This window comes from Leucothrix mucor DSM 2157, assembly GCF_000419525.1.
GTDB classification, from domain to species: Bacteria; Pseudomonadota; Gammaproteobacteria; order Thiotrichales; family Thiotrichaceae; genus Leucothrix; species Leucothrix mucor.
In genome coordinates this window covers 4,699,548-4,712,500 of sequence record NZ_ATTE01000001.1, presented here as the reverse complement: position 1 = coordinate 4,712,500, position 12,953 = coordinate 4,699,548, and the positions used below count along the sequence as shown (strand labels likewise).

General features: G+C 45.7%; 12 protein-coding genes (1 of these 12 only partly in view). 4 read left to right on the top strand and 8 right to left on the bottom strand.

Annotated elements, in window-relative coordinates; translation table 11 throughout:
- Positions 1-434 carry the 5' portion of a ComEA family DNA-binding protein gene (locus LEUMU_RS29355; protein WP_022954385.1) on the bottom strand. It extends 10 nt beyond the left edge of the window, so 434 of the gene's 444 nt are visible here — the first part of the coding sequence; the start codon lies at positions 432-434; its stop codon lies off the left edge, out of view.
- Positions 435-747: 313 nt separating this feature from the next.
- On the opposite strand from LEUMU_RS29355, the gene LEUMU_RS0121560 reads away from it, so the two are divergent.
- Together LEUMU_RS0121560 and LEUMU_RS0121555 are read left to right on the top strand one after the other, a co-directional pair.
- Positions 748-1,221 (top strand): peroxiredoxin, encoded by a 474-nt coding sequence (locus LEUMU_RS0121560; RefSeq protein ID WP_022954384.1) that lies wholly within the window; start codon positions 748-750, stop codon positions 1,219-1,221.
- Between the two features lie 251 nt (positions 1,222-1,472).
- The gene (locus LEUMU_RS0121555) at positions 1,473-2,918 is read left to right on the top strand and encodes a glyceraldehyde-3-phosphate dehydrogenase (RefSeq protein WP_022954383.1); all 1,446 of its coding nucleotides are present in this window, start codon (positions 1,473-1,475) and stop codon (positions 2,916-2,918) included.
- Positions 2,919-2,977: 59 nt separating this feature from the next.
- On the opposite strand, the gene LEUMU_RS27280 is transcribed toward LEUMU_RS0121555, so the two are convergent.
- The 4 genes from LEUMU_RS27280 to udk all read right to left on the bottom strand — a co-directional run bounded on the left by LEUMU_RS27280 (position 2,978) and on the right by udk (position 7,895).
- Positions 2,978-5,086, bottom strand: a complete 2,109-nt coding sequence (locus LEUMU_RS27280) for an AAA family ATPase (RefSeq protein ID WP_022954382.1) — start codon at positions 5,084-5,086, stop codon at positions 2,978-2,980.
- A gap of 72 nt (positions 5,087-5,158) precedes the next feature.
- Entirely contained in the window at positions 5,159-5,881 is a 723-nt protein-coding gene (locus tag LEUMU_RS0121545) for a VC0807 family protein (RefSeq protein WP_022954381.1), read from the bottom strand.
- Between the two features lie 193 nt (positions 5,882-6,074).
- Positions 6,075-7,079: a type I glyceraldehyde-3-phosphate dehydrogenase gene (gene gap / locus LEUMU_RS0121540; RefSeq protein ID WP_022954380.1), complete on the bottom strand. Its 1,005-nt coding sequence runs from the start codon at positions 7,077-7,079 to the stop codon at positions 6,075-6,077.
- A gap of 177 nt (positions 7,080-7,256) precedes the next feature.
- Positions 7,257-7,895, bottom strand: a complete 639-nt coding sequence (gene udk, locus LEUMU_RS0121535) for a uridine kinase (RefSeq protein WP_022954379.1) — start codon at positions 7,893-7,895, stop codon at positions 7,257-7,259.
- A 171-nt stretch (positions 7,896-8,066) separates the two neighbouring features.
- Between udk and hspQ the strand changes: the two genes are divergently transcribed.
- Positions 8,067-8,384 (top strand): heat shock protein HspQ, encoded by a 318-nt coding sequence (hspQ, locus tag LEUMU_RS0121530; protein ID WP_022954378.1) that lies wholly within the window; start codon positions 8,067-8,069, stop codon positions 8,382-8,384.
- Between the two features lie 29 nt (positions 8,385-8,413).
- On the opposite strand, the gene rsmD is transcribed toward hspQ, so the two are convergent.
- From rsmD to LEUMU_RS0121515, 3 genes are read right to left on the bottom strand one after another with little or no spacing between them, the layout of a single operon-like run.
- Complete coding sequence (gene rsmD, locus LEUMU_RS27275; protein ID WP_022954377.1) at positions 8,414-9,004, bottom strand: 16S rRNA (guanine(966)-N(2))-methyltransferase RsmD; 591 nt, start codon at positions 9,002-9,004, stop codon at positions 8,414-8,416.
- Positions 8,982-10,313, bottom strand: a complete 1,332-nt coding sequence (locus LEUMU_RS0121520; RefSeq protein WP_022954376.1) for a M16 family metallopeptidase — start codon at positions 10,311-10,313, stop codon at positions 8,982-8,984. Before LEUMU_RS0121520 ends, rsmD begins: the two co-directional genes overlap by 23 nt.
- Positions 10,313-11,734 (bottom strand): M16 family metallopeptidase, encoded by a 1,422-nt coding sequence (locus tag LEUMU_RS0121515; RefSeq protein WP_245570711.1) that lies wholly within the window; start codon positions 11,732-11,734, stop codon positions 10,313-10,315. Before LEUMU_RS0121515 ends, LEUMU_RS0121520 begins: the two co-directional genes overlap by 1 nt.
- A 41-nt stretch (positions 11,735-11,775) precedes the next feature.
- On the opposite strand from LEUMU_RS0121515, the gene ftsY reads away from it, so the two are divergent.
- A complete protein-coding gene (gene ftsY / locus LEUMU_RS27270) occupies positions 11,776-12,909 on the top strand; it encodes a signal recognition particle-docking protein FtsY (RefSeq protein ID WP_022954374.1) in 1,134 nt (377 codons plus the stop codon).
- Positions 12,910-12,953 lie beyond the last annotated feature (44 nt).

Below are 12,953 nucleotides of genomic sequence, written 5' to 3'. Positions count from 1 at the left end.
TCTTTAGCACTCTGCTTATCTACGACTGCTTCTGGCGTACTTGCCTTCTTAGTAGAAGCCGTCACAACAGCATCCGACTTATCAGTCTTTTTCGCCTTGGTGGTCTTTTTGGTTGAACTGATTTTGACGACTTTCGGTGTGGAAGCATCAAGAGCAACAGCTCCCTTAGATAAAGACAGATCAGCGAGGTTCTTCGCTAGCAATTTATCACCAATGCCCTTTACCTCAGTTAAGTCATCAACCGACTTAAAGACACCGTTGTCATTTCTGTACTTCACAATAGCTGCCGCTTTCTTGATACCGATGCCACTTAAGTGATGTGCGATGGTTTGCGCCGAAGCTTTATTAATATTGACCATCTCGGCGAAAACCGAAGAGCTACCAAAAGCCAACATTGCAGCGACAGAGAGTTGAATCAATTTAAGATTTTTCATATTTTCCTTTTTTATTATTATTTACGAGTGATTAGATCAAGATAAAAACCGATATCTATGATGTATCTAGCATCATAAAAAGATCTTAAGGTAAAAATTCTAACAAATTGATTTTCAAAAGCGGAGTAGAAATTGACTAATGGACATGCCATCTATCAATAATAGGAATCACAAACCAAGGCACTCACATCCAGAAAATACCTAAAACTCTAGTCATTCTCCCCATCAAAACACTCTATTGCCGATGCAATAGGCCTATGGCACTATGCCCTGAAACTCTTTATCAACCCAAGATCAACCAAGGAAACCTCTTATGATTAGTGTTGGAGATACAGTCCCAACGGCAAACATCACAGTTGCCGGCGTCGTAGAACAAACCAGCACCACTAGCACGGAATTATTTTCCGGCAAAAAAGTAGTACTGTTTGCATTACCAGGCGCATTTACCCCGACTTGTTCAAAAGCTCACTTACCTGGCTACGTAACACTTTTTGACAGCTTCCTTGAAAAGGGTGTCGATATGGTTGCTTGCCTATCGGTAAATGATGCGTTTGTTATGCAGGCTTGGGCTAAAGATCAAAATGCCGAAAATATCACGATGATCGCTGATGGTGGCGCAGCCTTTACTAAATCCTTAGGCTTAGAAATGGATACCGGTGATTTTGGTGGCGTTCGTGCACAACGATTCGCAATGATTATCGATAATGGTGTAGTAAGCCTGTTGAATATTGAACCACCTAAGACATTCGAATCCAGTAAAGCAGAAACAATTTTGGAAGCACTCTAAGCTTGTTTTCATCACCCAAAACGCTCTTTATGTAATGAGAGCGTTCTGGGATAAATTCATTTATCAGTCCTTCACAAGCGCTTCTCTACCCCTCATTTTACCCTCTTAAAAAGCGAATCCTTAGTATCGGAATCGAATCAAAACGCACTATTGAGGGGCTTGTTCGTCTCTTAAACACTTCCCTAATCGATATTTCTTCCAGTAAGATGCCCTGCAACTAACCAGTCTTCAACCCATGAGAGGAGTTATTTGTGAGCAAATCTACTAGCGATGCCTATTTGGCAGATTACTTGAATGAACAAACATTAGCCGAAAAAATGATCCCGACCGTTGGTCAAATGTACCGGGAAATGGGTGTGATTCTCACCATTTTCGGTCGCAAGCTAATGAACAGCTCCACGATCGACATCATCAAAGCACACCGCCTTGGTCGTCGCATGGTTGGTGAAAATATTAGTCTTGAGGCAACCACCGAAGTTCTCGGTGTCCTCCAAACAATGAATCTCGGCGTTTCACGCGTTGATATTGGTAAGCTGGCGCACAATTTTGCACAGCTTGACACTAATCAATCCCTGGAAGACTACCTTCTGGGCGCCGTTGCCGAAGCTAATCACGGTAATATCAGCCTCCTCGCTCAACCTCAAGATGTTGTACTTTACGGTTTTGGACGTATCGGCCGTATTCTGGCCCGCCTATTGATTGAAAGAACCACTGCCGGTAATAAATTACGCCTTCGCGCCATTGTTGTTCGCAGCAAAGGTAAAGGCGACTTGGAAAAACGTGCCAGCTTACTACGTCGCGACTCTATCCACGGCCCATTCAATGGTTCGATTACGGTCGACCACGAGAACAGCGCAATCATTGCCAATGGTAACTACATTAAAGTTATCTATGCTGGCAGCCCTGAAGAAATTGATTACACAGAATACGATATCGATAACGCACTCATTGTTGATAACACGGGTGTATTCAAAACTGAAGAGGCGCTTGGTCGTCACTTAGTACCAAAAGGTGCATCGAAGGTACTACTTACAGCACCCGCTGGCGGCAATGTTAAAAACATCGTTTATGGTGTAAACCACACTGATGTTAGCTTGGATGACACCATTATTTGTGCGGCATCTTGTACCACCAATGCAATTACTCCCGTTCTGAAAGTAATGAACGATAAGTACGGTATTGTAAATGGTCACGTTGAAACCATTCACTCTTACACGAATGACCAAAACCTGATTGATAATTATCACAGTGCCGAGCGTCGCGGCCGTAGTGCACCACTGAATATGGTACTGACTTCAACCGGTGCGGCAAAAGCAGTCTCCAAAGCATTGCCTGAACTACAAGGCAAGCTAACTGGTAACGCTATCCGTGTTCCAACGCCAAATGTATCTATGGCAGTAATCAAGCTGAACTTATCCAGCTCCCCTACCCGTGATGAAATCAACGACCACGTTCGTAACATTGCACTGAACTCTGATCTGCATGAGCAAATTGCTTACTCTTCATCGACTGAAGTGGTATCAACGGATTTCGTTGGAACACCAGAGCCTGGGATTTTTGATTCGGTTGCAACGATTGCACAGGATAATAGCTGTGTATTGTATGTTTGGTATGACAACGAGTACGGCTACAGTACTCAGGTATTACGCGTAATGCGTGAAATGGTTGGCATGCAAATTCCACAAGTACCGGCGTAAAACAAAAAAGCCGGCGATATCGTTAAATATCGCCGGCTTTTATTCTTTCGAGCTTTCCACTAACTGTTGTTAATGAAGCCCATATTCTTGTAAGCGCCATAAGCCTTAAACTGCAATTCTCGCTTTAAACCATCCAGCAATGCTTCAGCATCCAACGGCTTTCCTGAAAAACGACTTTGACGCGCAACCGTTGCAAAATCACCTGGCGTTAAGCCCTGCATTCCAACAATCTGCTTCTTCCAGTTTTCCTCATCAGGCACTTCAGCTTCGTAATCGTCTAACACTTGCTGGAACAAAGACCACAACTGCTCTGGCTTCAAAAAATCGAATTTAATCTTTAAATCAAAGCGACGTAGCGATGCTTGATCTAACTGCTCCATCAAATTGGTTGAGCAGAAAAACAAACCATCAAACTGCTCCATTTGTGTCAGCAGTTCGTTGACCTGAGATACCTGCCAGCTTTCACGCGCTCGTGCTCGATCCTGAAGAAAGCTATCGGCTTCATCCAGCAACAACACTGCGCCTTCATCCATCGCTTGTTCAAACATTTCACTCAAGTGGCGTTCAGTCATTCCCAAATACGGATCCAACAAGTCCGAAGCACGCTTAGTAATCAGTGGAATATCCAACACTTCAGCAACATGGCGAGCAAATTCACTTTTACCCGTTCCCGGCTGGCCATATAAACAAATACGGCCTTTTGGCATTTTGGTTAACGCAGCCTGCAAGGTCACCAGATCATAATCCGGATTTAGCACATCAAGACGATAAGTAATCGGCGACTTCACACCTTTGGATAAATCCTTGTCATAGCCCATCGCGTTTAGGGTATTTCCAATGATTCGTTCCAAGTGCGCTTCAACTTCAGCAGGCTTTTCCAATCCCAGCTCTGAAACTACCCGAACACCACGCGCAATTAAGCCCGGCGCCAGATATTCATTACCCGAAATTTGCTCCAACCACTTTTCGCTGACATTCAAGCCTTTTGCATACTCGCGCAACATGCGAATACGGGTTTGACGTGGCGGCGTTTTCAACTCCATCACATAGTCAAAGCGGCGCAGAATGGCTTCATCAATGTGGTAAATCACGTTGGATACCCAAATTGCGGGCACCTCGTTTTCCTCCAACAACTGATTAAACCAACCTTTCTTGGTATCTGAGCTGGTACGAATACCAAAACGCTCCATGCTGCCATCGCGCAGGAATACATCTTCGATTTCATCAAATAAAATCAAGGTTTCCGGCGTGCGCTTTAATACCTGCTGGCACAACTGATAGGAATCGACCCGTGCTTTTTCATACTCATCAACGACACCTTCGCCGGTATTGTTAACTTCATACAATGGACAACCTAAATCTTTTGCCAAAGTCCGAACCATTTCGGTTTTACCCGTTCCCGGTGGACCATAAATGAGAATATTAACGCCTTTTAAACGCTTCTTGGTCGCAGAACGCAAATAGTGATGCACCAAGTCATAGTCTTTATCAACATGTGAAAAGTCCTCTGGCTTCAGCGTTGCTTCGCTGCCAACTTTGAAAAAGCGACGCAGCGATTGCATGATGTCCAGCACTTCGTCGTCCAGCAATACATCGGTGATTTCATCAAGCAATACCAACTGATCATCTAACTCATCCGGAAAGTTGCATTCAAGACGCATTAGGCCAGTTCGATTTAGCAAGCCATCAGATGATAAAGCTTGGCGAATGCTTGAAGGGTCAAGATCCAAAATCACACTCAGCGTATTAATCACGCCGCGCGACGTTAAGTCACCTAACACACCACAGACTTCCGTTAAGTCTTTAATCGCATGAATCAGAATACCAAAGGCCAGTAGCTTCTTCTCAATATCACTGAGTTCAACTAACTTACCGAGCTCGTCCAGATTTTTGAACAACACGCCGTCATGAGGAATATTCTTAGCCTCATACAATTCGCTTTGTGTTTTCAAAATACGACGGAATTTTTTCTTAGAGATTGGGTTTTCGTCATCGTGTTTATCAATCAGGTGCTCAAGCCCAACCACGCTTAAGGCACGGTCATGACCATACAAACCAAATTCGGTATCCATGCGCATATAACCCTTGAGGTTATAAAGGGCACGTAGGGACCAAAGGATGACAATATCCTCATACTGTTCGAGCAATTCAGGTACTTTCTTATTCATTTTTTGAGTATAACAGAGGGAAAGCCTGCGTATATCAGGCTCTCGCATTATTCGGGGTTTTACTGAGGCGCTTTAATCTTTTGCTGCAACAATCTCTTCCAGCTCAAGTCCGGAAAGCCGGTTAATGGTTCGCCAGATATAATAAAACACGCCCATCATCATAATCATGGATGGAATAGCGATCACTGGATAACTCATTAACGTCATTTGACCCAGCTCAGCATTAAACTCTTCTGTGCCGGATGGGCTAACAACAATCCATTTCGCCAAAATGTAATTCATCACGGCTGAAAAGAAGAAGGTTCCCGCCAAAAAGTAATTGGCTTTCAACAGGCGCTGATCAAATTCAGCTTTATTGTTTTTCTCTTCCAGTATTCCGTTGATTTTATCCACTTGCAGAATCGCAGGATTAAATAACATGGTTCTTACTAGCGGATATTTTGTGTAACTGGAAACCAATACACCAATTCCAATAATCGCAGGGATTGCAGCCTCTTTCACTGCCAGCCATTGCGTATCCAGTTTGAACAGACCAATACCACCGGTGAGCAGTACACTCACAATACCCAGCAAGGCAACAAAGTTACGCTTTTTGTGAACGATCAGTTCGTAAAGACCCCAGCCAATTGGAAAAGCCAATGCCAAGACCAGCGCAAAAACCGGTCCAAGATTATCGGGTCCGCTGAGCTTCATGAGGATTACCGAAGGAATCACGATACTCACGATCAGGTCGATAAAAGGGTTCTGTTTTTTTTGTGTTGCCACAGTTGTATCGGATTTTTCTGAGGTATTCATTGGCTCTTTCGGAGTTAATTCATTCAAATTAGTTACACAACATATTGATAACGCGGAATGCAGTCTAAACGCTCATTCTCTGAGATTCTATTAATTTCTTTTAATCGACTCAGTTTCAGCAAATTTCACCAGACAAAAAAAAGCCGGCAACCAATAAGGGTGCCGGCGAAAAAACGCTGGTAGCCAATGACGTTTAAATGTCCTGAGACACTACGCGTACCATATCCAGCATCTTGTTGGAGTAGCCCCACTCGTTGTCGTACCAAGAGATGACTTTTACAAAAGTCTCATCAAGTGACAAACCAGCGGTTGCATCAAATGTTGAAGTACAAACTTCGCCGACGAAGTCTCTGGAAACAACAGCTTCATCTGTATAGGCCAAAACGCCTTTCATCGAACCTTCTGATGCTTCTTTCATTGCCGCACAAATTTCTTCATATGACGTATCTTTATCCAGCTCAACCGTTAAGTCGACAACCGAAACGTTAGAGGTTGGCACGCGGAATGCCATACCCGTCAACTTACCGCTCAGCTCTGGAATTACCTTGCCAACGGCTTTTGCTGCGCCCGTTGAGGAAGGAATAATGTTTTCTAGAATACCGCGACCCATGCGCCAGTCTTTACGTGAAGGACCGTCAACAGGGCTTTGGCTTGCAGTTGTCGCATGAACAGTTGTCATCAAACCGCGCTTAATACCGAACTTGTCATTCAGTACTTTAGCTACAGGTGCCAAGCAGTTCGTGGTGCAAGATGCGTTAGAAACAATTTTCTGACCGGCGTAAGACTCATGGTTCACACCGTATACAAACATTGGCGTGTGATCTTTAGACGGTGCAGACAGTACAACTTTACGAGCACCGGCTGTCAGGTGAGCCATCGCGGTTTCTTCAGTCAGGAAGATACCAGTACATTCCACAACTACATCAACGCCAATCTCATCCCACTTCAGGGCTGCAGGATCGCGTTCAGCCGTTAGGCGTACTACTTTACCGTTAACCACTAAGTGTCCGTTCTCAACGACAACATCACCGTTAAAGTGCCCGTGAACCGAGTCATGCTTTAGCAAATAGGCTAAGTACTCTGGCTCCAGCAAGTCATTGATGCCGACTACTTCGACATCATCAAAGTTTGCGATCGCCGCACGAAATACCATGCGACCAATTCGTCCAAATCCGTTTATACCAACTTTTATCGCCATAATGTTTCACCTTTTGCGGGCATCGTTTAACTAATTTCTGTAGTTTAATTTCATAATTATTGAATATCAAGTGATATATTACGTAATAACCCAAAAAAATGTAACCCAGTTACATAAAACTGTCATAAAAGGCCCTACTGAGGTCTCCCTCAGCAACAAAACCGTAGTTATTCAGTTTCAGCCTGTAATTAGTTGATTGATTTTGGTGTTTAGGACGTCTAACACGATTTGGCTATGGCCACCCATTGGAACAATCAGGTCGGCATAGTACTTAGAAGGCTCTACAAACTCCTGATACATGGGTCGTACCGTCTTCTGGTACTGCGTAAGCACCGAAGCGACCGTACGGCCACGCTCATGTACATCACGCTCAATACGACGCGCCAGGCAGATATCTAAGGGCGTATCCACAAAGAGCTTCAAGGAGAACAGGTCGCGCATTGCCTTGGAGTGGTACAGCATAATCCCCTCAACAACCACAACCGGCGTCGAGTTAATAGTCTGAGTGATATCCGAACGGTTATGATTAACGTAATCATAAGTAGGGCTTTCGATGGCGAAGCCTTTGCGGAGCTGACTCATGTGCTGCTGCAGAAGCTGGTGGTCAAAAGCATCCGGATGATCGTAGTTGGTTGTGATCCGCTCTTCAATAGTCAGGTGATCTTGGCGTTTATAGTAAGCGTCTTCGGCGATGACACTGACTTGCTGCTCATTAAATCGTTTGGCAATATTATTAGCCAACGCAGTCTTTCCTGAGCAGGAGGCTCCGACTATTGAAATGAAAATAGGCTTGTCGACGGATTCAAAGGGACTCATAGATTGTGCTTCGTAGTAGGTTGAAACCGCAGTTTATCACTAAACGAAAACAATGGTTAAACCGTAGATTCAGCTAACAGATGCTATAATGACTTTATATTAGGCATTACTTGAAATGTGACGCAGATCCCCCATCATTGTAAACAATTGAGATTTATCATCAGGTGAAATATGAAAATTAATCGAGCTGAATTTAATATCGGACAAGTGATTTATCACAGACACTATAATTTTCGTGGCGTGATTGTGGATGTAGACCCCGAATTTGATGGTGACGATGAATGGTATGAGCAGCATGCCAAGAACGAGCCGCCTAAAAACCAACCTTGGTACCATGTACTGGTTGATGACGACTCGGTGATGGCTTATGTCTCCCAGCAAAACATTTGTTCGGATCAGTCAGATATGGAAGTTAATAATCCAATGATTGCTGACATGCTGACGACCACTGGCAATGGTCAGTACCAAACCATGCGCACACTAAACTAATAAGGGCCGAAGCCTCCTGCATCAACTGTTCAGGAGGCCGCAATCGGCTCCAACAAATACCCCATTACCTGCCCCGCTTTACTCTGCTTCTTGATATCTAAACCCCACACTGACCAATCAAATGACTCTTCAGCTTCGTGCTCCAGATAAATAAGCCCATGCGGCGTCAGTAATTGCTTCTCCATAATCAGATCCAACACCTTTGGCAGTAAGCCTTTTCGGTATGGCGGGTCTAAGAAAATCAAATCAAACGGCTTTGAGTTACGCGTTAGAAAGCTCAAGGCATCGGCATTGACCACTTCGCCACGCGAGACCTCACCATTTTCAAGTATCTGCAGGTTATCCCGCAGTTGCTGCGCAGCTTTGGGGTGCATTTCAACCAGTACGACTTCAGCGGCATAGCGAGACAAGGCTTCAAAGGCGATCGCCCCGCTACCCGCAAATAAATCTAAGCAGCGTGCACTCGCAATATCACCCTGCAACCAATTAAACAGTGTTTCCCGAATCCGGTCCGGAGTCGGGCGCAGACCCGGCGCTTCCACAAAGGAAAGCTGCCGACTGCGCCACTGACCGCCGATGATACGTAGCCGGTTGCTACTACTCTTTCGTGCTTTGCTCATCAGCCTTTTCGCCACCTACAATGACCGTCAACATCGCTTTTGGGTTAATTCGACGCTTAAGTGCATCAGCCACTTCATCGCGTGTTAGCTTGTTGATTTCACCCGTAAACTTATCCAAATAATCCAATGGCAAACCGTAAAAACCGATCATATCGACATAGTTAGCAATATTGCTGTTACCCGCGATATTCATTGGGAAGCCGCCAGTAATATTCAGCTTAGCCTCTTCAATCTCTTCTTCAGTCGGGCCAGTTTCAAGGTACTGATTGAGCAAATCCTCAAGCGCTTGCTTTGCCTCATCAATCTGTGCAACCTTGGTCTGCAAGCCCATTAGGAACGGTCCAAACTCACGTGAAACGGAGAAATAGCTGTAAACGCTGTAGCTCAAGCCACGCTTTACCCGAATCTCCTTCATTAAGCGCGACGTAAATCCGCCACCACCAAAAGGATGGTTACCAAGGTATAGCTTGAAGTAATCAGGGTCGCCACGCTTATTACCAGGCTGACCAATCATAATGTGAGCCTGACTAGATGGGAACGGAATGTGTACCGTTTTTGACTCAGTCAGCAGCTTAACCGGTGGAATGGGCTCTGGCTTCTCACCCTTAGGCAGTACTTCAGCCACACGCTTAGCCAATACCTCAGCTTCTTCACGGGTCACTGCACCAACAATCGTCACCATGGCATTATCTTCAACCATGTAGCGCTGGTAGAACGCCTTCAGGTCATCCGTTTTCAGCGCGGCAACACTGTCTTCAGTGCCGCTAACTGGCATAGCATAAGGATGGTCGCCATACAGGTTCTTATAAAACGCTTCGCCAGCAATACTGCCTGGGTTTTGCTTAGCCGCTTCAAAGCCCACAATCATCTGCTTTTGTAAACGCTCAAAGTCTGCTTCCGGAAACTCTGGTTTCGCCATAACAGCCAACCAGTTATCAATGGCGGTTTTGAACGGCTTTTCCAGTGTAATCGTACGCAAACCTATATTGGCGTTATCACGTGAGGCATCAGAATAGAAATTAGCACCAACTGACTCAAACACTTCCGCCAGTTGATCAGCATTCATGCCTGCCGCGCCTTTATCCAGCATCGACATGGTCATATTCGCCAAGCCAGACTGCTTGCCATCGCGAGCGCTACCGGCGTCAAACGTGACATTGATATCTAACATCGGCAGATCATCAATCCCGACATAGAACACGCGCAAGCCACTATCTAAAGTCCAGTTTTCAATTTTCGGACCAGCAAAAGCCACCGAACTGGCAACGCTGGTGACGACCAGCAGTACGAAACTTCTCAGGATACGCATTACTTAGCCCCTCGATTATCCAGTGACTGAGGCTCAAGTCGTGCCACTGTTAATTGATCTTCATTCAGGTATTTTTTCGCAACCGCTTGGACTTGCTCAGCAGTAACTGCCATAACGCGATCCTGATATTCATCCAAAATCGACCAGCCCAAACCAACAGATTCCATCATACCGATCAGTGTTGCCATGTGCTCAACTGAATCACGCTGGAAAATCTCAGAGGCTAAGGTTTGCGCTTTTACGCGCTCCAACTCTTCTTCGGTAACCAACTCGGTTTTGAATACATCAACTTCTGCCAGTAACGCTTTGCGCAGGTCATTGATATCAACACCATCTGCTGGCACACCAGAAACGATCAACTGCTCTGGCATACGGCCATAAGCCATATAATAGGCACTGGCTCCGGCAGCAATTTCTTTACCGCGCACCAGATTTTTGGAGAAGCGCGCACTACTACCGCCATCCAGAATCGTTGACAGCACATCTAATGCATACGGCTCCCACGCTTCTACTTTGCCTTGCTTCGCGCTGATCATGCTTGGCGTTTTAAAGCCCATCATAATATTTGGCACTTTCGCTGGCGCTTTAACAACAATCTCACGAATACCGACCTGTGGGATCTCAGTACGTGGCTTTACTTCCGGCAGCTCAACCGACTTGTAATCACCAAAATACTTTTCTGCTAATGCGAATACCGCTTCTGGCTTCACATCGCCCGCCACAACCACGGTTGCATTGTTTGGCGCATACCACTTGTTGTACCAATCTTTCAGATCAGCCAGTTTCATCGTATCCAAATCTTCCATCCAACCAATCACTGGCGCACGGTAAGGATTATTCAGATAAGAAACGGCGTTGAACTGCTCGCGCATTTTAGAATTCGGGTTATCGTCGGTGCGCATACGGCGCTCTTCTTTAACCACTTCGATCTCTTTAGCGAACTCATCTTTGTCCAGCACCAGATTACGCATCCGGTCGCCTTCCAGCTCAAACGCCACTTCCAAGCGGTCCGCTGCCAGCACTTCGTAATAAGTGGTGTAGTCTTGTGAGGTGAATGCATTATTGCGAGCGCCATTACGCGCCAGAATCACTTCAAACTCACCTGATTTACGAGTCGTCGTACCTTTGAACATCATATGTTCAAGCGCATGCGACAGGCCGGTGATGCCTTCATGTTCGTAACTAGTACCAATTCGATACCAAACTTGTAGCACAGCAATCGGTGCGCGATGGTCTTCTTTTACGATGACCTTCAGCCCGTTGCTCAGGGTTTTCTCTGTAATCTTTGATGCATTAGTGGTCGTATCGGGCGCTGCAACCGCGCTCGTCTCTGCCTGAACCGGCATACTCAACATCAGGACTGCCGCAAACAGCACGCGACAGTTACGCATTGGCTTCCCAAGTGATAAGATTCTCTGCATTACATGATTCACATTTATTAACCAAAATTGAAGTATAAACGATGTTCAAATTTTTCAAGAAGAAAAAACAGCTTGAACAAGGGAATGAGACCGCTGCCGAGTTGCCAGCCGCTCAAGAAAACACGCCCGTAAGCACACCTGATGAAACACCAACTGCGCCAGTACCTGCGCCGACACCCGTTGCCAAAGCAACTGAGCCTGCACCGACTCCAGCCCCCGCACCGGTAAGCACTGAAACCAAAGAAAAGCCTAGCCTGTTCTCCCGGTTAAAAAGTGGCTTATCTAAAACCGGCTCCTCACTAACAGAAGGCTTCGGCAATCTGTTTATGGGCAAAAAACAGATTGATGATGAAGTTCTGGAAGAACTGGAAACTCGCTTGTTAATGGCCGATGTTGGCATTGAAGCTACCCAAAAAATCATTAAAGACCTGACTCAGCAAGTTGACCGCAACGAGCTAAATGATACTGAAGCACTGATGCAGTCTTTGTATCGCAGCATGAGCGATATCCTGAAGCCTGTCGCTAAGCCTCTGGAAATTGATGGCAGCAAAAAGCCGATGGTTATTTTGATGGTCGGCATTAACGGCGCTGGTAAGACTACTACGATAGGCAAACTGGCGAAGAAATTCCAGAATGATGGCAAAAAGGTAATGTTAGCGGCGGGTGATACTTTCCGTGCTGCGGCGGTTGAACAGCTGCAAACCTGGGGTGAGCGCAACAAAGTTCCAGTCATTGCCCAAGGCCAAGGCTCAGATAGCGCATCGGTTATTTTTGATGGCATGCAGGCTGCTAAAGCTCGTGGTATCGACGTATTGCTGGCCGACACAGCGGGTCGCTTACACACCCAAACTAACCTGATGGAAGAGTTGAAAAAGGTTAAGCGGGTCATGCAAAAGGTCGACCCAACCGCGCCGCATGAAATAATGTTAATTGTTGATGCGAGTATCGGTCAGAACGCTTTAGCGCAAGCCAAAGAGTTTCATAACGCGCTTGGCTTAACGGGTATTACCGTGACTAAACTGGATGGTACGGCAAAGGGTGGGATTTTATTTGCCATTGCTAACCAGACAGGCATTCCGGTTCGCTTTGTTGGCGTGGGCGAGAGTATTGATGACTTGCAGACGTTTGATGCTGAGAACTTTACCGGCGCATTGCTGGGTGGGGATTTTAGCTAAGCAATTCGATAAAGGCTGGTTGTCAAACTCTCAACCAGCCTCCC